We start from the raw sequence: 25,896 nt of genomic DNA on the forward strand, positions 1-25,896 counted from the left end.
TTGCAATTTTGCAACCACGCTGAAAAATAAATAAAATGATATCACAAATTGGCATTGATGAATTCCGAAAGAGATTGGAACTAAATACTAAATTAGGTAACCCAAAAATTAGCGGTACTCCATTTCATGCTTTTAATATGGTTGGTGAAAAAAATAAACTGTTTTTTGGCAGATTAAATCAAAATGATTTTAAAATAACCTCAAATGCAATATTATATCCAATTCCGTTTATTTTAAAGGGAGAAATTAGATACAAGAGTACAAACCAAACAGAAGTTACGTATCAAATTACTCCAATTAGTTTTGGATATTATTGGATTCGTTATTTTCCTTTTATTATTTTTTTTATAATAAACATCATATTTATTATTCATAGACCACCAATAATAGTTTGTATACTTTTTAATTCTTTCTTAATTATTATAGGAATAATTTCAAATTTAAGGATGAATTATAGGAAGAAAAAATTTGAGAAAAACTTTCAGAAAATCTTTGAAATATCATAGGATACACCAGATTGGGGGCTGTCCTTACTTTTCGGTCAGTCTCCAGATTTTAGTTTTTTTATTTAATTCTCACTATAACTCACCTAAAAGCATTTTTTTATCATTCAAAAATCAATTATGTAAATCATTTTGAAAATTATGAAACAGATTTCAATTGTACCGAATGTAAATTCGTAAAATAAAATCAAATTATAATTTTTAAAATCAAAAAACATGAAAAATAGAAATTTTTTATATGTATTAGCCTTAAGTTTTGGATTATTCGTAACAACATCTTGCAGCAATGAAGACAATGACGGAGAAACAATAGTGCCAATTCAGGGGAAATACGAATTAAGCCAAACTGGAGGAATAGTCGATGGGAAAGAGGTTTTAATTGATGTTGAGCAAGATTGTGCTACAGAAAAAGATTATTTAGAACTAAGATTGAGTAATGCTGCAGTTATGGGGGATTATAATGATAATTGTAACAAAACAGAAACAACAGGAACTTATGTAAGATCACATAATGATTTGACACTTACTTTTGGTAATATAAGTACAACTTCTGATATTATGAATCTTACTAATAAAGAGTTGAAATTAAAAGACAAAACAACCGGTGTTATTACAGTTTATAAAAGATAGTGATGTCTTAAGTCAACAATATTTATTTGAATTAGTACCAAAAACGGCAATAACTGACAGATGTTATTTCCGTTTTTTTTATTTATAAGGCGAAAATAAAATGAAACAGTTCAAATGGAATTTTGTTTATAAATAAAATAACACACAATTGATTTTGATTATATTAGTTGATGATTTTGACTAACTCAAAACAATAAATATGGAAGATCAAAAAAATAATGCAGATAGTTTAATACCCAAGGTTACAGGAATTGGCGGGATTTTTTTCTTTTCAGATGATCCGCAGAAAACCAAAGACTGGTATGCTAAAAATTTAGGTTTTGAAATCAGTGACTGGGGTACTTCTAGTTTTGAATCCAGAGACCTCAACAAACCAGAAGAAATAAATTCGCTCCAATGGAGTCCTTTCAAAAAAGGAGATGACTATTTTTCTCCGTCGAAAAAAGATTTTATGATTAATTATCGCGTTCAGAATATTGAGGGTTTAGTAGCGCAACTCACAGAAAACGGAGTAACTATACTAGATGATATTGCAACTTACGATTACGGGAAATTTGTGCATATTATGGATGCTGAAGGAAATAAAATTGAACTTTGGGAACCAGCTTAGTATTCTATTGGTTATAAACCTCTCAGATATATTCAGAGAGGTTATTCTTTTTCAATCTTCCCAACCACAAAGTGTGAGTCCATAGCCCTGAGCCTGTTTCAGCGAAGTTTTTATAATTTCGTGTCTGCAGGCAGTAAGTCCGCGGCAATTTTCAGAATAGTGATATTTTTTTGCACCTCTTGGGCCGCATATAAAAACACTGTTCTCTACAGGCTGAAAAGAAGAAAGCAAAACAACCATGAGAATTAATAATAGATTATATTTCATGTATAGTGTTATTTATTTGACCATTAAATAATATTCGTTTCTTTTTTTATCAAAAGCTTTTAGTTTCCCAAAAGAAATCCATTCAGTATTAATTTCAATATCGCCAATGCTATCGTTCATTAAAATTCCGGCACCGTATTTTCCTTCGACGTTTATATTTCCGAAAACAGAATCGCCTTTATTATTGATTCCTTTTACATCATAATTATACTCATAATGTCCTGAATATCCGGTTCTGTATTCGTATTGATACGTTTTGTCCACATGATACGTTTTGGCTTCTTCTGGTGTAATGGTTTTACGGTCATCTGCTGAGGTAACTTCTTTATAAAAAGAGTTGATTTGTGGTAGAGGCGGAGCATCAGTTTTTTTGCAGGAAAATATAAAAAATAGTAAAGACAGGATGGAGTAGTTTTTTTTCATAGGCGATTTGGTTTAAAGCTGGTCAATGTGGGGATGAATCTAAATACAATTCTGCTATTGTAAAATCAGTATTTATACTTGATTTTAATAGTACTATTTTTTTAAAGCCTAATAAATAAATCTTTCTGCCATTTCTTCACTTTCAACTATAATTTGAGAGGGAAGAATTATTTGTATTCTGTCATTTATTGGATTTTTAAAGACCTGAAAACCTGCTCTGCAATTTTGGAATCGAAACAGGAATGCTTTTAAACCGCTTATAAAACCTTCTTTTTGAGTGGTTTCAAAAACATAATTTGAGCAGGATTTTTTGAAAATGCATTTTTTTCTTTTAGAAGCAGGTATGAATTTCCAGTATATTTGAATTACGAACAGTATTAGATATTTCATTTTTTCTGAAAAACAACCATTTGATTATTTGTTGTGAAACCTGGCTGAGCTCCAATTCCAAAACACCCTGATTCTGGATGTACAAATGTTGATACACTTTCTAAACGTACATATTCCCATCCATTATTTGTAAAATTTTTTATCAAACTTTCCAGTTGTTTCGCAACATCATTTGTGGTTCCTTTTTTTGGGTCAATTGAGGCGGCAAACGGTACTACTTTATATTCCACTTTTTTGATTTATTAGATTAAATATTTGATTTGAATTTCCTAAAATAAATGTTTTACACTTGAACCTGGCCATCATAAATCTCCACAGTATCAAGCAATTCTTTTTCAAAAAGGTAAATGTCATCGATAGATAAAATGGCTGTTTTTGACTCGGTTTTATTATCATTAAAAAGGCTGATGTATTTTTTTCCACCGTTAAGATGTAACCTGCACAGGGGTTTTCGGTTATTATCGTCTAAAAGGATTCCGAAATAGGATTGTGTGTCCCGGTGAACGATTCTCTTAATTGGAATTTTTCTTCTCAAAATCGCCACAACAATTCGGTACGCTTCCAGTTCTTCCTCTGTGGTAACTATTTTGCCTTCTTCTTCAGGAATTACGATTTCTTCATCCTGCTGCTTAATTGTTTCTTTTGTTAGTGCAGCGTTGAGACGATCATTAATCCGGTCGTTTATGTACTGACTAACCGATTTCTGAACCAAATCTTTAAATTCGTCCACGACTTTTTCAGTTAATCTTCCAGAATACACTTTACTGGCAAAAAGTTTAGTAAAATCATTCGATGGATTTTCGAGTTCTGCATTGATCTGCTTTTTAATTTCCTTGATGTATTTTAAAGAACTGGCATTGCTGACAATATTATCCACATTGAAATTGGACTTGTGAAATTTGGTAATCTCATTAATCGTATTTTCTTTAAGATTCGTAACGTCAAATTCCAGAAATGGTTTTTCATCCATTTTATTCGGAGCATCTAAGTCGGTAAAAAACTGGTAATTAATTCCATTTGTCAAAAGAGCGAATCTGGTTTTGGTAACATGGAAATAACGAAACAACTGCGAATTATGAATGGTCAGTTTTTCTTTCCAGCTTTTGCATTCTACTATTATGATGGGTTCTCCGTTCTGGAAAATAGCATAATCTACTTTTTCTCCTTTTTTCAAGCCAAGATCGGCTGTAAATTCAGGTACCACTTCAAGCGGATTAAAAGCATCATATCCTAGAACGTGTATAAAAGGCAAAACAAAAGCGTGTTTGGTAGATTCTTCTGTATCAATTTTGTTTTTTAGCTGATTGATTTTATCGGCTAATGATTTTAGTTGAATATTGATTTCCATTTTTTATTGGTTTAAATTAATTTATTCAAATGTAGAGTCAATTAAAATCAGTATTTTATGGAAATCCGTAAAGGCTGATTATAAAATTTTAATTCAAATCGATTCAGGATTTCTTTTCTAGTATAAAGTCCTTAATGATTTTCTCCATGTTTGAAGGCAGATCAGCATTTTTAATTTCAAAATGTTTGATCTTCATCTCGGTAAACCATTTTGTCCAATAGGCTTTTATTACTTTCTCTTCATAAGGATTATTTTGATTCGGATTAATTCCTAAAACCAAAACTTCCAGATTAGATAAATCATCACTTGTCTTAATGAAACCAAAATCCTTATTCTTAAAATCCTTTTCCCAGTCTTTGGTATTTAAACCATTTTTCCGAATCCATTCGGGAGTAATGTAGGATGTCCGGTTTCCTTCTTTCATTATGGTATTATCATAAAACATATAGCCATCTGTTAGTATGACCAGAATATTTCGGTCATCGCTTTCTATGCACTGATCTTTTACTTTAGTATCAAAAAAGTTCCAGATGTCAGAGCCGACAAAGTTGTTATCCTTTATAGCAGATTCATATATTTTTAAAGTCTGTGAAGTGTAATTTGCATTGATGGAATTCAGTAAATCCTTTGAAGCATTATTTTTATCAATAACAATTTTTAACTCCTGTGAAATTGAGTTGATACCCGGATCTTTGGGTTCAGGATTAAAAAATAACTGCATTTTATCATCAATTTGTCTTATTCTTTTCGATTTTAAATGTGCTGTAAAAGCTTCTGAAACTGATTTTATGTATCCCAAATCTCTTTGGTAATATTCCATCGTTGGGTTAGGATTTTTTTGGATACTTATTCTGTCCGATAAATCGAGAAGTATGCTAATGTTGTAGTTTTCGGATTTAGTATTTTTAGAGCCAACTTCTTCTTTGTTTTTTTCAGGTTCCTGTTTGCAGGAAAATGTCAAAAAGATTAGAGATGATAGGGTGAAAATTTTAAGAATATTGTTCATAATATTAATTTTTAGAATATACCAAATGCTGAAAATCAGGATCAACCAGGTTTAATTTGCTCAGATGTTCTTCAGAGTGAAGTTCGCAGCTTTCCAAAAGCTCTGTTTTTTCTTTATGTGCCAAAGCAATCTCGGTATTTATGGCCTGAAACCATCCTTCTTTGTATTGATGATGATAGTGCAGGTATTCTTTTACCGGAAATACAAATCCGTCAATTTTAGACTGGAGTTCTGAGATTCTTCCGTTTGCCGTTACAATCTGCTGTTTGAAATCATTTATCTTATTGGTATATTCTGTTTTCAGTTTTTCCAGATCCATCAGATTTTCTTTTTTACCTCTTATAAAAGCTCTGATTTTATCAATGTTTTCAAATTCTTTCATTACAAAATCAAAAACAAGTCCCCAAATAATATAGACAACAAAACCTGCAAATATGATCATCCAGAATTCGGCTTCGCCCAAAGCGATATTTAAGTTATAAGGAGCAGAATCTGTGGTTTTATTAAATTCATAAATTTTTTTTTCGATTTGATAAGCTAATAAAGCATCAAATAGAAAGGTAGTGAGAAAAAGGGCAATCATTCTGAAAATATTTTTGATTCCTTTTCCTTTTTGTACCATGTGAATTACATACCCCAATCCCATGAATACAAAAGGGATTGTTATTACCAAAACACCTTCCAACCAGCTCGCTTTAAAAGAATTTGTTAAGGCATCGGCATCAAAAATGGCTGCCGTTAAACTATCATTTGAGAATTCTTTGAAAAAAGCAGAATAAGAAGCCGAGATGTAAAACACTAAAACATAAAGTGTAATAGGGAGCAGCAAAAACAAACCAATATAAAACTGTGCCTTTAAACCTTTACCATCTTCAATTCCGAATTTATCAGGATTGCGTTTCACTTCGATGATTTCATTTTTTATCAGATCAGCAGACTCGTTGATATCTTGCTCTTTTCTTTCGTAAATTCCTATTGCGGCTTCACACTTTTTGAGCTCTGTGCGATTCTTTTCCTGTTCTTCCCGATAAGGCTGTTTTAATCTGTCCTGTTCTAATTTTTGTTTTCGGCACTGATCTTCAAAACTCATGTATAAGTTTTGTAAACAGGCTTTCAGGACAATTGGTTTGCCTGTTGCTTTTATTGAAGCAGCGAAACCGCTCTGATAATAGGTAATTCTGATTTGTTCTCTGTCTTCTTCATTTTCTTCGAAAAGGTTAGAAGTAGCATCTGTGGACTTTTTTAAACTAAATAATTGTGAAAGTGTTTTCATGGCTTAAGCGTTTAGTTGACTAATAATTTCTTCTTTACCAATGTTTTTCTGTACGCAATCGATTAGATAGTCAGATAAATCATTGATGTTTTCTTCAACGAAATCAAATTTTCTGCAATATTTTCTAAGCATATTCAATTCATCATCCGTAACTTTTCCGTCAGCCCAGATAATTCGGGTAAGATCATACAGATATTCAATTTTTGTAGTTAAGGCTTCTGGAACTACAAAATCGGTATTGACTGGGTTTGAAAAAAGCTTGTCAAGTTCCTCTTTTGGAATGCCTCTTTCATCTGCAAAATGATACAGCATTTGAAGTTCCAAAACATCAAAGTGGTCATCTGATAATGCCATTTGATATAATCTTAAAAAATGACTTTTTAGTTCTAGTGTTATCATGGTTTTTGGTTATTTATTTGTTTATTCGCATGCAATTCCATCTCCATCTGCATCCAGATTTTTGTAACAGCTTCTATTACTGTTGAATGCTGCTTGTGCTTCCGCATGAGTTGCAAAATCGCCACAGGTTTTTGTCGGACAATCTGAATCAGATTCTGAACAAGAAATAACTAGTATAAAAATTGCTAGAATTGAAAATAGAAGTGTTGTAATTTTTTTGGTTTTCATGGTTAAAATTATTTTAGATTATAAATTAAAAATGTGATAAAGCCTGTAAAGGCAAATAATATCAAACATCCGCTGTTTTGGTATCGAACTCCGGGAATTCCTGTTTTTGCAGAATACCCATTTTTACTAAATGTGCCTATTTTAGTTCTTAAACTTGGAGAAATTCCCGATTTGCTAATATTTAGTCCGAGTCCGCCTCCAAGCTTAATTCTTTTTTGAAATCGAAAGCCCATGATTTTAAGTTTAGTTAATAAAAGCTTTACCATTAATGAAACTTCTTTTGACTTTTCTTTTTCATGTTAATCGAAGTTGAGAAATGTTATTTTCTTTTTTTGTAGTGATTATGAGTACTTGAGTTTTTGTACTTTCCTCCTTTATGGGAGCTGCCTTTGCCACCCTTATAATGACCACTTTGAGCTTCAATACTGCTTCCTATAATAAGGAAGAACAAACTGCATAAAACGACTAATTTTTTCATGTTTTTAAATTTTAAATTGATTTTGATAATTCAAACTTAAACCTATTTTAAATCAGTATTTTACGGAAAACCATAATCCGTAAACTTTAAATTTTAGCAATAAAAAAAGCTCCCTAAGGAGCTTGAAAAATATAATGAGGAGAAATTAAATAATCCCCATATCTTTTGTAATTGAAACCAGATGAACTGTATTGTTTGCTTTAAAAAAGTCTTTGAGTTTAGCCAATCTTTTTTCTACGGCACTTTTACTGTTGGGTTTAATATCTGAGCTTTTAAAAATCTCGATGATTTCATCCTGAGAAGTTCCGGCAGACAGATGTTTAAGAATCAGAATATCTACATCGTCAATTTCGTAATTATTTTTTTCCTGTAAGGCAGAAGCAACTTCCGGAGAGATGAACTTTTGGTCTGAAGTCGAAATAATGTTGATTGCTTTCTTTAATTCTTCAATACTGTTTAAACCTTTAAGCACAAAAGCATCAATTCCGGCGTTATCAAAAACCGATTTAATCCGGAAACTTTTATCTTCTACTGAATACGCTATGATTTTAATATCGGGCTGTATTTCACGTACTTTTTGAATGAGTTCATCACCATTGGCAATTTTTACTTCACGATGATCTGTTCTGAATGAAAGATCACTGATTAATAAATCATAAGGATCATGATCCTGAATGGCTTTTCGGATTTTTAAAAATGCTTCATCACAATATTTTGAATGCTGAAAATTAACAATCTTTAAATCTTTTAAGACTTCCTGAATTCCTAAATTCATTGCATCAAGATCTTCGGCTATTATTACTTTTTTAAACATAGGCTTTTATTTTGGCATTGTTATTTTTACTTTAAAACCTTTACTAGGTTCTGTGTCAAAAGTAATTGTTCCTTTTATGGCCAGAATACGGTTTTCCATATTGTTTAAACCATTTTTTATGATTTTTGATTTTTCGCAGCCTTTTCCGTTATCACTATATTTGATCGTTACCAAATTCGATTTGCTGTCAAACGTAATAGCGACCAAATGAGCTTCACTGTGCTTTTTCATATTGACCATTAATTCCTGAAGTATTCTATGAATAGCAACCTTTTTTTCATCATCCAGATTCTCCCAGTTTATCTTTTCAATGTTTGTAATAATAACATTGGTGCTGTCGCTATTATAAGTCGAAAGCATTTCTTTTAAGTTAGCAGCATAATTGGGGCCGGTTTCAATATTGCTATTCTCTCTGGAAATTCCGCGAACGCGTGAATAAATATGATCGAGGTTTTGCAATAAGGTTTCTTTATTGTCTCCCGAATTTAAAGATTGGGTTTGTGTGTAAGTGATAGCTTGAAAAACATCATTAGCCAGCTCGTCATGGATATCTTTAGCTATTCTGGTTTCGGTGTCGTAGGCTGTTTTTATTTTATCTATTCGGTTTTGGTTTTCATACCTTTTTTTCAGATAAGCCAGTAAACAGAATAGAGAAATAATTCCAATTATAAAAAAGATTCTTTGATATTTTGCTTCCTGAATCGTCAGTAAATTTTCTGCTTTTTCTAACCGCAGTTTCTGGTTTTCATCTTTTTCTTTTTTAGAATCGTATTTGATTTTGGCAAATTTGTTTTTGTAATTATTTCTGATTTTTATTATGCTATCGTTTATTGCAATATATTTTTGTGCATATACTGTCCCTGAACCATTCGAAATTAGAAGGGATAATGCTTTCAAACGCTCGTCAACACTGTTAAATTTGGTTGCTTTTTCATAAGCTTTTTTAGCGTATTCATTTGATTTTTCAAAATTAGTTTTTGAGAAAAATTCGGCTAAATGAAGGTAACTGCCAATACTTCCGTAGTCATCATTCGCTTCCAATCTTAATTTTAAGCCTTCATTCAGGAGTTCAATGCCGCTATTGTTCATGCCTTTTTTAAAATAGGCAAAACCAAGATTATCGATAACTCTTGCTTTACTTTTTAATGATAATTGATTATCTACAATCTTTTTGTTTAAAATAGATTTCAGAAGCTCAATTGCCTTATCATATTTTTTCTGCTTGATATAAACAACCGCAATATTGTTTAAAGGCGATTGTATTGAAATGGAGTCTTTAGAAGATTTAATGGCCTGATTGTAATAAAAAATAGCGTCATCATAAATAGAAAGTTCTTTGTCAGCAATTCCAAAAAAATTATTGATAGCTACAATATAATTATTGTCATTTTTGCTGTAAGGTAACGCTTCTGTTAAAGTTTCTTTGCTTCCATAATAATCGCCATTTATTTGTTGGATGTTGGCCATCTGGATTAAATTGAAAACAATGTTGGCACTGTCTTTAGAGGTTTCAAATAATACTTTAGACTTGTTGAAATAATAAAAAGCATTATTATAATTGCTTTCTTGAAAATGAGCTATTCCTTTTTCCTGTAAAGACTTAGCCCCTTCATTAGGCAAATTTGGTTTAAAAGTAACAGTTGTTTTTTCCTGACAAGAGACACAAACGAGAAAGATGAACATGTAAAAATTCGGGAATCGCAACATAATTTTACTTTTCCCGAATTTACTAATTAATTATACACGCTTAATTTTATTTGTCATTTTTTTGGAGGTGTAACTGGTACAGGATCATCATCAGGGCCCTGTGCAGTATTCTCTGCGGGAATTGGTTTATTTATTTCGTTTTTTTTCTCAGCTGTTTCATATTCATCTGCAGTGCAGGAAAATAATGTAGTTGTCAATAGCGCAAACGCTCCCATTAAAAATAAAGTTTTCATCTTTTTTTGATTTAAAAATTAGACATGGGTATTGCCGTCCGAAACTTTTCCGGATCATGTTTCAATACCAAATTTTGGTTGGGAAGTGAAGTGCGCAGAACAGTAAAATTTTATTTATACTTCCCGGATAAAGTCCGTCTTACGGTTTTCCGCACTTTTAATTGAACTAGTTTTGTACTTTTGTTTTAGGTCTGCAGATCAAAGTGTTAACTCGTTTTGTTGAAGCAAAGTAACAGCAGTTTTTTTGCTGTGTTTATAGATGATTCCGATATTTCCGATGATTCTGATATTTCTAATAATTCCGTAGAAAATTATGAGTAACATTACTATTGAAGATTACAAAAAAGCCATTCTTGCTAAATATGAAGTAGCCACTAAAGAGGATGTCTCAGGAATATTATCAGATCCCACACCTGCTCAATTACGAGATTTTTATTTGAGAATCTTTGAAAAAGGTTTGACTAATGCTGATGAAGAAATCATGAAAATATTTCTAGAGGCGAAGGAAAATTTTTATTTGAAGAAATCAATTGAGAATTTTAATATTGGAAAATTTAAGCCTATAATCTCTTTTTTAAAAGGCGGAAATACAGCTAACAGGTCTAGAATTGAAATGGCAGCAATTTTAGTTGATTTTTATCCGAGGCCTTATAATAAATTTAAATCTAAAGGCATATTTGAAGAGGCTAAAACAATAGAATTATCTATCTCAAAAGATGAACAAAAAGATAAAGAGGGAAGTACTTGTGAAGGTGAAATAAATGAACAAAATGAAACGAATAGTTCAGATATATTTTTTAAACCAGTAAGTTTATTTATCGATGTCGAAAAAGAGCAACCTCCAAAAAAAGCTGTTGGAACAACAAAAAATATATTTATAATAACTGCAGGTGTTTTTTGTCTGTTATTTTTAGCTTATTATTACTTCGCACAAAAAAACGAATGTATGCAATGGTCTGGTGATCATTATGAAGAAGTAAGCTGTGATTTAGAAATACAGGGAATAGGAACCTACAATGTGGTCGAACCTTTCGATGAAAGAATAATCAATCTTAGAAAAATTAAGGTTTGCGATACCACTACTTTTTTTAAAAACGGAGAAGCAGTTATTTGGTATGCGAAAACAGGAGATAGTGTAGAGTTTTTTAATACACATGGTATGCATCCCGAACAAAAGAAAAAACCATTAAGACCCGTAACGAAATATATTATTGATAAATACGTGATAAATAAATAGCTGAAATTAAAAAACCTCCCGAAATTGCTTCCGTGAGGTTAAATGAATGTTATCGTTTTTAAAATTTAGTTATCCCCGTAATTCGGGCATCCGAAACATTTTCGTGACAAATCAAACTGATAGGTTAATGAAAGTTCATAAACGCCTCCTGTTCTTCCTATTTTGGTCGTGTTCAGGTCGTATGAAAGTCCCAATCGCAAATGCTCGTACTGCAGTCCTGTAAAAAAGTTTACAGAAGTTAATAATTCATTATTCATCCCATTTTTAGCAGGATTGGTAACAAATGTAGTTCCAAAAAACATTTTTTCGAATAAGATGGAAGCACCTAAATCAAATCGGTTATATCTCCCTTGCTGCATGTAGTTTGAAGTAAAAAACATTTTAGTTTCGTACGGAAAAAACAATACATCAATATAATCGGCTACCAGAAATTCATATCCGCTGCTTAGCGAGAAAAAAGTATTTAATGGCAGGTTTCCATTTGCACTCAGGGCAATATTTGGTCTGTTGAGGTGTTTCATCGAGAGACCGATCCAAAGATCATCTGTATTGAAAACCATTCCTGCAGATACATCAAAAAAAGTAACCCTGTCATTGGCTAGCAGCGGATCGATAGAAGCTGCATTGTTTGAACCGCCTATATTAATCTGATCTTCCAGTAATAAGTTACCAAAGGCAAATGATTTTAATCCAAATCCTGCTTCAATACCCGGTCTGAAAGTCCAGGTGTCATTAATTCTTACCCTGTAGGCATAATTGGCATTGATTTGTGTAAAATTATATTTGGAAGCGTTTTCTCTTTGATTTAAAATATTTAATCCAATTCCACTGTTAAGTTTGTCACTCCAGGTATTTACAAAGGCATAATCTGTATCGACACTTAAATCTAATTCTGGCCACTGTTCGCGATGTATAATTCCGGCATAGGTAGTTTCCATGAAACCGGTAAAACCAGCATTTAGGGTTTCGGGAACTAAAAAATATTGTGTAAAAATTGGATCCTGTGCTCTTGTTTTGGTATAAAAACAACATGTTATCAGTATAACAGCTAGTAATTTTAATCTCATTTTTTAATATGTTGCTTTTATTTAATTAATGTTAATGATCCTTTTTCGGTTATGGTATGATTGTAGAAAGTTTTGGCCGTTATCCTGTAATAATAATTGCCGTTTTCAGCATCCAGATCTTTAATTTTTCCTCGCCAGCCATGAATATTTACACCTGTTTCTGTGTAGATGATACCTCCCCATGTGTCATAAATATCCAGAGTTACATTGTTAAGTCCTTGAAATGCAGGTGAAAACGAATCGTTGATTCCGTCATTGTTAGGCGTAAAGGCATTTGGCATAATGAGCTTATATCCTTTTTCTACCAGAATACTGGTTTCATAAGAATACTGGCAGCCAAAAGGATAGTTCACAACTTGTTTGATGGTATAGGTGCCTTCTCTGGTATAAATATGTTCTGGACTTGTTTCTGTTGAAAAGTTACCGTCTCCAAAATCCCATGATGTACTTGTGAAATCTCCTGTAGCCTGATTTGTAAATTTAACTGGATCGTAAATAGAATAAAGATCAAACATCTCTTTTCCGTAAGAGTTTGTAGAGAAATTTGCGACACCTAAAACAGGTTTAACCACATTATGATTTGCCTCCATAGTACAGCCAAAACTATCGGTCACAGTAAAAATGATTAATCCTTTATTATCGGTTTTCATTATTTCGCCATTGACACCGGAAACAACTCCGTCTGACCATTTTAAAGTATAAGGCGGAATTCCTCCTTTTACATGTCCCACGAATGTCTGATCTACAAATCGGGTATCACAATTAAAATCAGTTAAAACTTCAATTGTAGGGGTAAGCTGCTCAAATCGGATAATTTTAAAAGTATCTGATTTTTTACAGCCTCTGGAATCGGTTACTGTAACCGTATAGTTATCAGGTGTAAGCTGGCTCAAATCTTCAGTTGTTGCGCCATTAGACCAGGCATAGGTATAAGGGGCTGTACCTCCTGTAACAATAAGGTCTATAACACCGGTATTTGCTTTAACGCAGTCAAGCGGGTTGGAGACATCTCCTCTTATTTTTAATTCAAGCGGATCAACTACGATATATTCTGCCTCTAGTACACATAATTTGGCATCGGTAATTTTTACTTTATAGCTTCCAGGAACAAGGTTATTTCTTTCAATTCCGGCTGTAGAACCATCACTCCATTCTAGTTTAAGCGGTGCCTGCCCGCCAACAAGATTAAGTCGGATATGTGCATCATTTGCACCGTGACACGAAATGTTTTGGAAATCCGGATCGATTTTAAAAACTGGCGCATTGTTAACCGTTATCGGAAATACTTTCGGACATCCTAAGGCATCTGTAATTGTAATTGAATAATTTCCGGCAGATAAATTAGATTGCTCCATGCCAGTTCCTAAATTGCTCCATTTTATAATATACGGATCGCCGGTTGCAAAAGGAACGCCGCCGGTTATGTTATTAATTTTTATGACTCCGTCCCTAATACTGTAGCAAGTCAAATGAGTTACAGAGTAGTCTAATTTAATTTCAGGGTTTTGAAGTATTTCAACTTTTAAATCTTTTGTACAGCCTGAATTATCCGTAACCGTTAAATTATAAGTTCCGGCATAGAGGTTCTTTAAATTTTGAAGATTACTCCTAAATCCGTTTGGTCCTGTCCAGCTGTAACGATGAGGAAGTCTTCCTCCTGATGAACTTACATTAATTTCACCAGTATTATATCCGTAGCATAAAACATCAACCTGGCTTTCCCATTTTACTTCCAGTAATGGTGGCTCGATAATAGTAAAACTTTGTCCTGTAAGCCCACCACAATTATTGGCTTCCGTTATTTTTACCTGATAAACTCCTTTTTCCAGATTATTCAGGTTTCCGGAATTACCGGGATAAGGACTTCCATCTTTTGTCCAGACAAAATTGTAAGGAGGTGTACCGCCGGTTACAGAAGTATTGATAGTTCCGTTTTTTAATCCAAAACAGGTGATGTCATTTTTACTTTCGCCTGTAATTCTAAATTCTCCCGGCTCTGATACATTATATGAAGTAGTAAAAGGACAGCCTCCATTATCTCTGATTGATAAATAATAGGTACCCGCTTTTAAATTAGAGATATTCTGATCTGAACTCGTAAATCCGTTAGGACTTGTCCACGATATTATGTAAGGGGTTCCTGTCACATAAGGTGTTCCTCCACTTACAACTATGCTGATACTCCCGTCATTTGACCCATAACATTTGCCATTTTTTATAGTCTGAACTACTTTTATTGTTGGTTCTACCGTAACGGTAACTGTAAAATCAGGTCCAGGGCACGATGAAGATAATGGTGATACAGTATACGTTACTGTTGCCGGACTAGCTGTATTGTTTATTAATGTCTGACTAATACTTGTTCTAGGACTCGATTGTGCACTCGCACCACTTATTGCACCCGGAGGAGAAACTACTGGATTAGACCATACATAAGTAGTTCCTGAGGGGACATTATCGGTTGTGCCGTTGCTTACAGGTGTAACTTGAAAAGAATTACCACTGCATATTTTTGCTGTTTTAGGAGTTATAACAGGAGAAAGAACCATATCTACAGAGAATCTTGTACTCTTTGTTTCTGTACCACAACTATTTGTAACCTTAAAAATGGCTTCATAATTACCTGTTTTGGTATAATTGATAGGGCCAGGATTAAGTAACGTAGAAGTTGAAGGTGTACCTCCAGGGAAACTCCATTCGTATGTTATTTCTGAAGCAGGAGAACAGGTTTCTTCTACTTTTCCTTCAGGGTAAATCGTTGCCGTTTTACAAAAATCTGAAATTGGTTTTATGGAAATAACAGGTTTCTTTTTTACATGGATTGCCTGAGTGGTTTCACGCTCTATTCCACAAGAATTCCATGTTCTAAGTCTTAGATAATAAATTCCAGGGGTTATAAAATTAAAAGCAGGGTTTTTAGAAGAGGAATATGTTCCGTTTGCAAAATTCCATTGACCTTTTCCTGATCCTGGTGAAGTTTCTTTACCACAATAGGTTGGAGAATAACCGGTCACATCCCAAAAGAAGCTTGAAACACCACAGCTTAAATTTGTATCAGTCGTATTGTTTATCTGAACCGTTTCAGATGCACAGGCATTGCTAAAAGTAAATTGTGGCTGTAATACGGGTTCAACACATATATATTGTGCAGCAGGAGTGATCCCGACACCGCAAGGTGTTGTAGCATTCAGGGTAACTTTATAAGTACCTGGTGCTGAATAGGAGTGATAGGGATTAACTTCTCTCGAAGTTGTACCATCTCCAAAATCCCATGTATAAACATTTACAGTACTACAGCCATTAGTATAACCTGCATAAGTTGAATTATTGAAGCGTACACCTGAATTTACACATGCAACTGACGGAATGCTAAAACTGATTACCGGCACGTCTAAAATAATAATGGGACCGGCAGTAAGATAGGTGCTTCCACAGGATGTTGTTATAGTTAGGGTAACGGTATTTCCAGACGGACAGTTGGCTCTTGTAAACTTATGAGGAATGGGATAGTTTTGTGAGGCCTGAGGATTTAGACTGTTATAATAAACAGAGCTTTCCAGTTGTGCCTGAGTATAAGGTTGAGTAGTACCATCTCCATAGTCAACCACATATCTGGTATCTGAAGGATTAAGTGCCCACGATCCAATCGCAAAATCCATCGGATCAACCGGAACACATAAATTCGTAGTATTCCCAGGGGCGATAAGGGAACCAATAGGATTGTTAGAATTTTTAACTACATAAGTGACAGAATTATTACAGCTTCCAACGGCAGTAATCACCATATTAAAGGAACCTAATTTCTGGTATTCATGGCTTTTTGGGAAAGTTACATTTGTCTCTGTACTTCCATCTCCCCAGCTAACATTATAAGATGCAATGCATGAAGCAGAAGCTGAACTGTTTCCGACATTAATAGTATATTTTGGATTTGAATTATTGTCCCCGCATCTCTCAAAAGGTTTATTAGAACCCGGAGCATTCAGATCTGTAAACTTCAAATCGGGTTTTTGTTTTACAGAAACAGTTTTTGTAATAGAAGTTTCGCCACTGGCATCTTTAACGGTTAGTTTTACACTGAAATTTTGAGTTCCGCAGCCAACCGCTCTAAAGTTATGACTTGGATTCATTTCTGTTGAAGTAGTTCCATCTCCAAAATCCCATTTGTAAGAAAAGGGTGCGCTTCCGGTTACTATTGGGGTAAATGTAACAGGAGTTCCTGAACAAGCACCATCATTAGTAAAATTAAAATCAACGCCTGGCGCTATAAAATTGCTGTAATCATTATTCGTAGAATTATTTCTATCGCTACCATTATAACTATAGCCAGCAGTAGAAATGATTAAAATAAAAAGTAATGTTAAGAAGTAAAGTTTCTTCATGTAGTATAATTCGGTTATTTTCGGCTGTAAAAGTATGTGTTTTTTTTTAATCAAAGAAAGATTACGAATAATGATTTTGTATCATTTGTAAGTTTTATAGCAAAATTGATAACACCTGAAATTTTCTCTTGTTGGGATAAATCACTAATCATTTAATATAATATCGTTTTAATTCTTTAACAATAAGTCAAAAGAATCAAATAATAATCAGAACCTTGTAAATAATAATTGTTATTATAATACTAAGAAACATATTATACATTTGTCAGACAACAAACAAAAACAAGCAAAGTGAATCTAAAATTACAGCTTATAATTTTCTTTTTGATCTTTCATATCTGCGGAATATTCCATGGGCAAAATGCTCAGCTGGATAGTTTAAAAAGAATTGTTGAGAATACTAAAATTGATACTGTAAAAGCTGATAGGTACAATAAAATAGCCGATTTATATAAAGAAATCGACCCTGATTTGACTTTTTCTTACGCTCAAAAAGCAATTATTATCAGTTTAAAAAAAGAATACCATTTTGGACTTGCAACTGCTTATGTAAACAAAGGAAATGCTTCTATTATTTTGGGAAATTATGAGGGGGCACTGAAATTTTTTAAAAAGGCACAATTAGAATTTGAAACCGCATTACAAAAAGAAACTGATAAAAAGAGAATAAAAAGCGGTCTGGCGCGTGCTTATGCAAGTTCAGGAGTGGTCTATTCAGAACAAGGCGATTATACCTCATCTTTAAAAAATTATGAAACAGGGCTAAAATTATATCAGCAGATTGACGAAAAGGAAGGCATTTCTAAAACCCTGAATAATATTGGAATTCTTTACAAATCCCAGCAAAAATACCCTAAAGCATTGCAATATCTTAAGGAGGCACACAAGATACAAACTCTTTTAAGTGAAAAAAATGCTCCCATGACATTGACTAACATTGGTGTTATTTATTTTGAAACTGGGGAATATCAAAATGCAATTCAGTTTTACCGAAAAGCTCAAAAAGGATTTGAGCATAACGAAAACAAACGCGGTTCTGCATTACTCAATAATTATTTAGGAGATTATTATAAAGCACAGAAGAATTTTACTCTGGCGAATGAATATTATCAGAAATCATTGGCTCTGTATGAGGAAATTCAGAATAAATTCGGAGCTTCCCTGGCTTTGTATAACATTGGATTGTTATTGCGGGAGCAGAAAAAATATAAAGAGGCTGTACATTTTGCTTCGAAATCATTGACCTATGCTGAGGAAATTGGCGTTCTGGATCAAACGTATCACTCGGAAGAATTGTTAAGTGAATTGTATGAATCCTTAAAAGAACCTGAAGCAGCACTGGCTCATTATAAAAATTCAATTATAGCCCGTGACAGTATCAGTAATCAGGAAACGAGCAAAAAGTTTGCAATGGCCGAAATGAATTATGAGTACAAGAAAAAAGAGGCCTTACTTTCGGAAAAGCACAAAAGAGAATTTCAATTGATTGTGTTCTCTGTTTTGGGAGGGATTTTGCTGCTTATTTTAGGCTGGGTAATTTATAACCGGATGCAGGTAAAACGCCAGCTAACACTTAAAAAAGAATTAGCTGAGTATGAACAGAAAGCACTGCATCTGCAGATGAACCCTCACTTTGTATTCAACTGTCTGAGCTCGATTTCGAGTTTTATTGTGCAGAACGGAACCGATTCGGCCCTGAAATATTTATCGAAATTTTCGAAACTGATGCGTCTGACACTTGAATATTCTAAAGGTTCGCTTATTCCGATAGATAAAGAAATCGAAAGTCTTCAGAATTATCTGGAACTGGAACAGCTCCGTTTTGATAATAAATTTGAATTCGAAATCAATTCAACTGAAAATGTAGAATTTAACGTAGGACTGCCTCCGTTGCTGATTCAGCCTTTTGTAGAGAATGCTATTCTTCACGGTCTGGTTCCTAAAAATGGTAAAGGAAAAATAAACGTTGATTTTGATGTGCAGAACGAACAGCTGATTTGTACTATTACCGATGACGGAATTGGTTTGTCTGAATCGAAACTGCTCAAAGAAAATTCGGTTACGGCCCATCGTTCAATGGCCTTAAGCATTACAAAAAAGCGGTTGAAAATTATGGAATCCATAACTTCTAAATCGGCTAAAATTGAAATACAGGAGTTAAAGTCTGACTCTCAAACAGGTACCAAAGCAATTTTATATTTGCCGGTTCAATATATATCATAATCCCACAAGCCAATGATCACAGCATTACTAATTGACGATGACAAACATTTAAGGACAGGTTTAAAAGCACTTTTGGAGCGTTATACTAATGATATTTTTATTATTGGTGAAGCCGAAAGTGTCAAAACAGGAATAGCTGCTATTGAAAAACTAAAGCCTCAGGTTATTTTTCTTGATATCCATTTGACGGACGGAACTGGTTTTGATATTCTGGAAAATCTTTCGAAAGTAAACGGAAAACTAAAGGCACATGTTGTTTTTATAACAGCTCATGAGCAATATGCGTTAAAAGCGTTTAAGTTCAGTGCCCTGGATTTTATTTTAAAACCTGTTGATCCAGAAGAATTACAGGATACAATGGACAAAATAAAGGAAGCTGTCGGCAAAAAGAACTCTTTTGAAAACATTGATTTGCTTCTTGAAAACATTCGAAAAAAAGTAGATAATTTCAAACGGATTGCTTTATCGACAAGCGACGGAATTCATTTATTTGAAGTCGCAGATATTATTCGTTGTGAAGCTAAAGCCAATTATACCGAGTTTTTTATCAAAAATCACAAACCGGTTCTGATTTCAAAAACATTAAAAGAATACGAAGAACTGCTTACAGAACATGGCTTTGAACGCATTCACCAATCACATTTAATCAACCTTTCTTATTTGAAATCGTATATAAAATCAGACGGTGGTTATGTAATCATGGCTGATAACAGCAACATACCAATAGCTCAAAGTAAAAAGGAAAAACTACAGGAACTGATCAAATCCTTATAAGAGATATCTCCAAACTATAAACTAATCCTAAATAATTATTATGCAAAGAAAAATACTTTTGTTTGTGCTATTACTAACCACTATAGTAAAGGCACAAAATGTTGCTATCCCCGATGCAAATTTCAAAGCCAAATTGCTGGAAGCTGATGTTACAAATTCTATAGCACTAAATGCTGCCGGAATCTCAATTAAAATCGACGCCAACGACAACGGCGAAATTGATACTAATGAAGCCTTGGCAGTATTTCAGCTGAAAGTTTCGAATTCAGGAATTCTTAATTTAACCGGGATTGCCAGTTTTGCCAATCTTAAAAATTTAGATTGTTCCAGTAACATTCTTTTAAACCTTGATGTTACAGCTTTAACCAATCTGACTAACTTAAATTGTTCGGTCAATTATCTGACTACATTCAATGTTAGTACATTAACCAATCTTGTCAATCTTTTTCTTGATCAAAATCAGCTAACTAGTCTGAATGTTAGTGGTTTAAATAATCTTAAAATTTTATTTTGCAGCAATAATAAATTAATAAACCTTAATGTAAATGGCGCAACCAGTCTTAAGACTTTATTTTGCAGCAACAACCAACTTACAAGCCTTGATCTTACCGGTTTAACCAATCTGGATATACTGCTCTGCGAAACCAATAAACTCGCCAATCTTAATGTAAGCGGATTAACAAATCTTAAATCATTGCTTTGCAGCTATAATAATTTGGCTAACCTTAACTTAAATGGGCTAACAAATCTTGATAAACTGGAATGTAATTATAACCTGCTTACAAGTCTGGATGTTAGCACTCTGACTAAACTTACTTATCTTTCCTGCTTTTACAATCAAATTACAAGTTTAGATTTAAGCAATATTACTCTTTTAACTGATTTAAGCTGTGGCGAAAATCATATTACAACTTTAAATCTGAATGGTCTAAGTAGTCTTAAGACTTTGGCCTGCTCGTATCTGCCAGATAATTTAGTTATTAATGGGGCTAATTTAACTGCTTTAAAAACTTTTCAATACACAGGTTCAAATTCAGTTTTAACCTTAAATGGTTTTCCTGCTATTGAAAATCTGAATTTAAATTTAACTCCGGCAAACATCACATTAAATGTATCCGGGTTTAGTGCTCTTGCCAATATTTATCTGTTTAATAACCAAACTACCAGTTTGACTGTAAATGGTTCAGGTACAACCCATATTAAATCGATCAATTGTTCCAATGGTGTACTGACAAGTTTAAATTTAAACGGTTTAAGCAATCTGACTTCGCTAAACTGCAACAATAATAAACTGACGAGCCTAAATTTAACTAATTTGACCAATTTGACTTCCTTAAATTTTGCCATAAACAAAATCACTAACATCAATTTAAGCAGTGTTCCGAATTTGAAACATCTGGATTGCAACAATAACGTACTGGGGAGTTTAGATGTAAGCGGATTATCAAATCTGGAATATTTAGATTGCTCGAATCATATTTCGATAAACGCAATAGGCAACCAAATTACTTCTTTAGCTGTCGGTGGATTAACAAAACTAAAATATTTAGATTGTTCCAATTATGGTTATGATGGGGTTTTGGGAGCATTAGGGAACGTAATTACTTCTTTGGATGTAAATAATTTAACGCTGCTGGAACAATTAAAATGTTCCAAAAACCGTCTTCCCTCGTTAATTGTAAACGGATTGACAAATCTGACTACTTTAGATTGTTCGTATAATTTATTGACGAGTTTAGATTTGATAGGATTGACACAATTGTCAAATTTGAATTACGCTCATAATCAATTGTCAAATCTTAATATGGTTGGATTGGTAAATATTAAAGAATTAGACTGTTCCTATAATACTATAAGCACGTTAAATGTTTTAGGAATGCCTAACATTACAACATTAAATTGCAGCTATAATGCCCTTACTACTTTAGATTTAAACGGACTAAGTCAGCTTACAAAACTACATTGCGGTAATAATCTACTCACAAATCTCGATGTAAATACGTTTACAAACCTCACTGAATTAAGCTGTAACAATAACAAACTGACGACGCTGGATGTAAATAATTTAACCAACCTTGACTATTTGCAATGCGGTGCTAATAAACTTTCCGGACTGAATGTAAATAACCTGACCAAACTCACAAGTTTATATTGCAGCGGTAATGAGCTGACAAATCTTGATATCAGCAGTTTAACGTCATTATTATATTTAGGATGCAGTGTTAATCAGCTTACGTCTATTGATCTTACAGCTTTAACCAATCTTTTGGATATAGAATGCCGAAACAATCAATTAGCGAATATTGATATCAGTGCTTTATCAAATTTGCGGTCTATTGATTGTAGATTTAATCAAATTACAAATCTTGATGTAAGTAATTGCCCTGAACTTCATACTGTATCTTGTACTAACAATCAAATTACAACCCTTGATGTGAGTTCATTAAAAAATCTTTCAGGTTTACATTGTGCTAATAATTTGCTCACGAATTTATTCATGAAAAACGGGCGCAACGAAAGCAATCTCGATTTTTCCGGAAATCCGGGCTTAGCTTACATTTGTGCCGATGATGCTCAAATGGGTTATGTGCAATCGCAACTGAACAGTATGGGAATGACTGCAACAGTGGCTAACTCTTACTGCAGCTTCACTCCTGGAGGACAACACAATACAGTAGTAGGAACCACAATATTTGACGGAAATAATAACGGCTGTAATCTTAACGATCCTTTGCATCCGAACATCCGAATTGATATAAACGATGGCACTACTACAGGTTCTGCTTTTACCAATACTGACGGAACTTCTACATTCTATACCCAGGCAGGAACTTATAGTATATTTCCAAACATAGAAAATGCAGGGGCTTTCAATATCTCACCTGCAAGCGCTACAATTGACTTTACTGATAATAACTACAATACAAATTATCAAAGCTTTTGTTTGTCAGCAAATGGTGTACATCCAGATGTCGAAATAGTGATTAGCCCAATAACGCCTGCTAGGCCGGGCTTTGATTCAGCATACAGAATTGTTTACAAAAATAAAGGGAATCAAGTGCTTTCAGGCAATATTACATTGGCTTTTGATGATTCAAAAATGGATTTACTTTCTGCTACTCCTGTTGTTGACACAGAAACAACGAATAATTTAGAGTGGGCTTATAATGGTCTTCTGCCTTTTGAAAGCCGTACAATTGATCTGGAATTCAATGTAAATAGTCCGGTAGAAACTCCAGCGGTAAATAATGGTGATATATTCCATTTTACAGTTGCCATAACGCCGGTTGCCGGAGATGAATCGCCTGCTGACAATAGTTTTACGTATCATCAAACCGTTGTAGGTTCATTTGACCCTAATGATATTACCTGTCTGGAAGGCGAGAGCGTTTCTCCTAGTACCATTGGCGAATATTTGCATTATATTGTCAATTTTGAAAATACCGGAACGTATGAAGCTGAGAATATAGTTGTAAAAATAGCTGTTGATGAAAGTAAATATGATCTTAATTCTTTGCAGCTATTAAATTCATCACATTCTTCTAAGACTATCATTCACGGAAATATTGTTGAATTTGTTTTTGAAAAAATCCATTTGGCTGCTTCTACTACTTCCAAACAGAAAAACCCTGTAGGAGGGCACGGAAACATTTTATTTAAAATAAAAAGCGCAGATGATCTTCTTAATGGTGATTACGTAGACAAAACGGCTAATATCTTTTTTGATTACAATGCACCAATTGAAACCAATAAAGCTGAAACCGTTTTTGAATCATTAGGAAATAAGGATTTTGAAGTTGATAAAAGTATTTCGCTATATCCAAATCCTACTAAAGGTAATGTAAATATCAGCAGTGATACTATTATAAAATATATTGAACTGTTTGATGTTCAGGGAAGATTGCTTCAGACTGCAATTGAAAATGATACTACAGCTAAGTTTGATATTTCGAATAAACCAAATGGACTTTACTTTGTCAGAATCACTACTGAGAAGGGAAGCAAAGTAGAAAAATTAATTAAGGAATAAATTTAGGTACATTATTTATTCTGTTTAAAGAGCTTTTTTAAGCTCATATAAAATTAAATGGGAAGATGATTTTATTATCAATCTTCCCATTTATTATAATTAAAAAGTTTAAGTTTTTATAGTTGATGGCGCAATGTTTTTAGTACAATTTACAATTTTTATTGATATATTTTTATCAATTGGATTTTTCGAGCTAATTGCATTAAATAATTCCTCCGAAGAATTGAATTTCTTTGGTTGCGGAAAAATATCATTTTTAAACCAAATAACAAGATAAATTCCAGATTCTGTTCCAGTACTTTTCATATATACTGGAAGTTGTGTGCTAATAGCTGTTTCAATATCTTGATGATGAGCTTTTTTTATTTCCACACAAACTTTAAGAATCTGATTTTCCTTATTTGTGTAAGAAAACAAAATATCAACATTTCCATTTCCTTCTTTAACTTCTCGAGATAGATTTACACCTCTAACTTTACAATAAGAATCTATTGCATTACAAATATAAGGTTGAACTTCAACTTCATCTTTTGGTTGTGTGCAATGTTTATCTCGCCAAAAATTAATATATCCTTCTTTCAAACTAATTTCGTTTTCTAAAACATCTTCAAATAGCTTTAAAATAAAAGACTTTAGATCACTATTACTATAAAATTGATTACCAGGACTCTTAACCTGAACATCATTAATTAAGCTTTTAATATTAACTGCTTCACTACTTTTTTCGCAATTTATTTCTAAGATAGGTTTTTGTTCAAATTTTTTCAGCACATTAAACTTGTAAAAATGTGGATTATTACTCGCTATACATTCCACACAATTACAAGGAATCATTTCAACGAATACAAGTTTATTTGACTTATCAAAATCTTTATGAACTTCTTCAATGAACATTTTAATAGCTGATAATAAACTCTTCTTATTTTCACCTTTAAGTGAAATCTTTATTTTATTGTTTATATAATCTTCTTCTACTAAAGCCTCTGTACTATCATATGTAAGCACAACTCCGTACTTCCAGTATAAGTCATCTTTTACAAAACTATGTGCTTTGACAATAAAACGACTAATCATCCCAGCAGGCATAAAAGTATATTGATATTCAAATTTCAAATTTAAATGATAGTCCCAAACTAAATCAATCGGTTTGTCAGGAGCAAGTAAATCTGGTGCTATATATCCTGTTCTGTCTACTAACTCAAAACACAAGCCGTAATCTTGCATTAATCTTATTAGTTCGGCTTGTTTGTTTTCAAATCTTCCTTCTTTCCAAATAGTATTTAAATCATCATTAGAAAATCTTCCTTTATTTTGGAAAACTTTTTCATCATCTAAAACTTTGTACATTCCATCTACACACCAATCCGTATTTATAAAAACTGTTTTTTTGAGAAGAAGGTCTTGTTTATGATGAATAATAACTCCTAAATCATTTAAATACTCACTTAAAAAATCAGCTCTCTCTTTGTCAAGTTTATTTGCCGAACATATATTTAAATAATCTTGATATTCAATATAATCCTGATGTTGAGAAAGTCTTTCTAATTCATTTCTTATGTTTACCCAATGATTAGAAAGTGTTAATTTTGTTTGTGGAAGTAATTGAATAGCATCTTTTATAGCATCTTTTAAATTTTCGATAGTATACTCATATTCATCTGCACAACTAACATCAACAAACTGAACTATATTCTCAAATTTTTCTTTATAAAGAGATTCTGGTAATATTTTTTTTCGTTCGTCATATTTACTGAGAACAACTATAATTGGACTATTATAACTAAATAGACTTATAGTATTTAACCAACCCGTTGGGTGAAATTATTTGAGTTAAATTAAAAACGATTAGATATTGGTCAAGACACTGCAAAGCA

General features: G+C 33.0%; 24 protein-coding genes. 7 read left to right on the forward strand and 17 right to left on the reverse strand.

Going from position 1 to position 25,896, the window contains the following annotated elements; genetic code table 11:
• Positions 1-35: 35 nt before the first annotated feature.
• The 3 genes from ACNC7R_RS04985 (at position 36) to ACNC7R_RS04995 (ending at position 1,743) form a co-directional block, all read left to right on the forward strand.
• Positions 36-506 (forward strand): hypothetical protein, encoded by a 471-nt coding sequence (locus ACNC7R_RS04985; RefSeq protein ID WP_417939868.1) that lies wholly within the window; start codon positions 36-38, stop codon positions 504-506.
• Between the two features lie 213 nt (positions 507-719).
• Entirely contained in the window at positions 720-1,133 is a 414-nt protein-coding gene (locus tag ACNC7R_RS04990) for a lipocalin family protein (protein ID WP_417939869.1), read from the forward strand.
• Positions 1,134-1,332: 199 nt separating this feature from the next.
• Positions 1,333-1,743: a VOC family protein gene (locus tag ACNC7R_RS04995; protein ID WP_417939870.1), complete on the forward strand. Its 411-nt coding sequence runs from the start codon at positions 1,333-1,335 to the stop codon at positions 1,741-1,743.
• A 51-nt stretch (positions 1,744-1,794) separates the two neighbouring features.
• Here the strand turns inward: ACNC7R_RS04995 and ACNC7R_RS05000 are convergent, their stop codons facing one another.
• The 14 genes from ACNC7R_RS05000 to ACNC7R_RS05065 all read right to left on the reverse strand — a co-directional run bounded on the left by ACNC7R_RS05000 (position 1,795) and on the right by ACNC7R_RS05065 (position 10,309).
• Positions 1,795-2,010, reverse strand: a complete 216-nt coding sequence (locus ACNC7R_RS05000) for a hypothetical protein (protein ID WP_417939871.1) — start codon at positions 2,008-2,010, stop codon at positions 1,795-1,797.
• A gap of 12 nt (positions 2,011-2,022) precedes the next feature.
• On the reverse strand, positions 2,023-2,433 hold the full coding sequence (locus ACNC7R_RS05005; RefSeq protein ID WP_417939872.1) for a hypothetical protein: 411 nt from the start codon (positions 2,431-2,433) through the stop codon (positions 2,023-2,025).
• 108 nt (positions 2,434-2,541) lie between these two features.
• Entirely contained in the window at positions 2,542-2,823 is a 282-nt protein-coding gene (gene yidD, locus ACNC7R_RS05010; RefSeq protein WP_417939873.1) for a membrane protein insertion efficiency factor YidD, read from the reverse strand.
• Entirely contained in the window at positions 2,820-3,053 is a 234-nt protein-coding gene (locus tag ACNC7R_RS05015) for a hypothetical protein (RefSeq protein WP_417939874.1), read from the reverse strand. Before ACNC7R_RS05015 ends, yidD begins: the two co-directional genes overlap by 4 nt.
• A gap of 53 nt (positions 3,054-3,106) precedes the next feature.
• Entirely contained in the window at positions 3,107-4,171 is a 1,065-nt protein-coding gene (locus ACNC7R_RS05020) for a type I restriction endonuclease (RefSeq protein WP_417939875.1), read from the reverse strand.
• Between the two features lie 103 nt (positions 4,172-4,274).
• Positions 4,275-5,177 (reverse strand): hypothetical protein, encoded by a 903-nt coding sequence (locus ACNC7R_RS05025; protein WP_417939876.1) that lies wholly within the window; start codon positions 5,175-5,177, stop codon positions 4,275-4,277.
• Between the two features lie 4 nt (positions 5,178-5,181).
• Positions 5,182-6,450 carry an ABC transporter permease gene (locus ACNC7R_RS05030; RefSeq protein WP_417939877.1) on the reverse strand — a complete coding sequence of 423 codons (1,269 nt, stop codon included), beginning with the start codon at positions 6,448-6,450 and terminating at the stop codon, positions 5,182-5,184.
• Positions 6,451-6,453: 3 nt separating this feature from the next.
• Entirely contained in the window at positions 6,454-6,849 is a 396-nt protein-coding gene (locus ACNC7R_RS05035; RefSeq protein ID WP_417939878.1) for a hypothetical protein, read from the reverse strand.
• A 21-nt stretch (positions 6,850-6,870) separates the two neighbouring features.
• Positions 6,871-7,077 carry an excalibur calcium-binding domain-containing protein gene (locus tag ACNC7R_RS05040; protein ID WP_417939879.1) on the reverse strand — a complete coding sequence of 69 codons (207 nt, stop codon included), beginning with the start codon at positions 7,075-7,077 and terminating at the stop codon, positions 6,871-6,873.
• A gap of 8 nt (positions 7,078-7,085) precedes the next feature.
• A complete protein-coding gene (locus tag ACNC7R_RS05045) occupies positions 7,086-7,343 on the reverse strand; it encodes a DUF4236 domain-containing protein (RefSeq protein WP_417939880.1) in 258 nt (85 codons plus the stop codon).
• A gap of 53 nt (positions 7,344-7,396) precedes the next feature.
• A complete protein-coding gene (locus tag ACNC7R_RS05050) occupies positions 7,397-7,555 on the reverse strand; it encodes a hypothetical protein (protein WP_417939881.1) in 159 nt (52 codons plus the stop codon).
• 145 nt (positions 7,556-7,700) lie between these two features.
• Positions 7,701-8,369 carry a response regulator transcription factor gene (locus tag ACNC7R_RS05055; protein ID WP_417939882.1) on the reverse strand — a complete coding sequence of 223 codons (669 nt, stop codon included), beginning with the start codon at positions 8,367-8,369 and terminating at the stop codon, positions 7,701-7,703.
• 6 nt (positions 8,370-8,375) lie between these two features.
• Positions 8,376-10,052, reverse strand: coding sequence for a tetratricopeptide repeat-containing sensor histidine kinase (locus ACNC7R_RS05060; protein ID WP_417939883.1), 1,677 nt, complete (start codon positions 10,050-10,052; stop codon positions 8,376-8,378).
• Between the two features lie 77 nt (positions 10,053-10,129).
• Positions 10,130-10,309, reverse strand: a complete 180-nt coding sequence (locus ACNC7R_RS05065; RefSeq protein WP_417939884.1) for a hypothetical protein — start codon at positions 10,307-10,309, stop codon at positions 10,130-10,132.
• A 313-nt stretch (positions 10,310-10,622) separates the two neighbouring features.
• Here ACNC7R_RS05065 and ACNC7R_RS05070 point away from each other — a divergent pair, with 313 nt between their 5' ends.
• Positions 10,623-11,546 carry a hypothetical protein gene (locus ACNC7R_RS05070; RefSeq protein WP_417939885.1) on the forward strand — a complete coding sequence of 308 codons (924 nt, stop codon included), beginning with the start codon at positions 10,623-10,625 and terminating at the stop codon, positions 11,544-11,546.
• A 65-nt stretch (positions 11,547-11,611) separates the two neighbouring features.
• Here the strand turns inward: ACNC7R_RS05070 and ACNC7R_RS05075 are convergent, their stop codons facing one another.
• Both ACNC7R_RS05075 and ACNC7R_RS05080 read right to left on the reverse strand, forming a co-directional pair.
• Complete coding sequence (locus ACNC7R_RS05075) at positions 11,612-12,613, reverse strand: type IX secretion system membrane protein PorP/SprF (protein WP_417939886.1); 1,002 nt, start codon at positions 12,611-12,613, stop codon at positions 11,612-11,614.
• 17 nt (positions 12,614-12,630) lie between these two features.
• A complete protein-coding gene (locus ACNC7R_RS05080) occupies positions 12,631-16,995 on the reverse strand; it encodes a PKD domain-containing protein (RefSeq protein WP_417939887.1) in 4,365 nt (1,454 codons plus the stop codon).
• 291 nt (positions 16,996-17,286) lie between these two features.
• Between ACNC7R_RS05080 and ACNC7R_RS05085 the strand changes: the two genes are divergently transcribed.
• From ACNC7R_RS05085 to ACNC7R_RS05095, 3 genes are read left to right on the forward strand one after another with little or no spacing between them, the layout of a single operon-like run.
• Positions 17,287-19,218, forward strand: a complete 1,932-nt coding sequence (locus tag ACNC7R_RS05085) for a tetratricopeptide repeat protein (protein WP_417939888.1) — start codon at positions 17,287-17,289, stop codon at positions 19,216-19,218.
• A gap of 12 nt (positions 19,219-19,230) precedes the next feature.
• Entirely contained in the window at positions 19,231-19,992 is a 762-nt protein-coding gene (locus tag ACNC7R_RS05090; RefSeq protein ID WP_417939889.1) for a LytR/AlgR family response regulator transcription factor, read from the forward strand.
• A gap of 40 nt (positions 19,993-20,032) precedes the next feature.
• The gene (locus ACNC7R_RS05095) at positions 20,033-24,022 is read left to right on the forward strand and encodes a T9SS type A sorting domain-containing protein (protein ID WP_417939890.1); all 3,990 of its coding nucleotides are present in this window, start codon (positions 20,033-20,035) and stop codon (positions 24,020-24,022) included.
• 108 nt (positions 24,023-24,130) lie between these two features.
• Here ACNC7R_RS05095 and ACNC7R_RS05100 read toward each other — a convergent pair whose 3' ends face one another.
• Entirely contained in the window at positions 24,131-25,816 is a 1,686-nt protein-coding gene (locus ACNC7R_RS05100) for a COR domain-containing protein (RefSeq protein WP_417943143.1), read from the reverse strand.
• Positions 25,817-25,896: the final 80 nt, after the last annotated feature.

Source organism: Flavobacterium adiutor, assembly GCF_048282555.1.
Lineage (GTDB): Bacteria > Bacteroidota > Bacteroidia > Flavobacteriales > Flavobacteriaceae > Flavobacterium.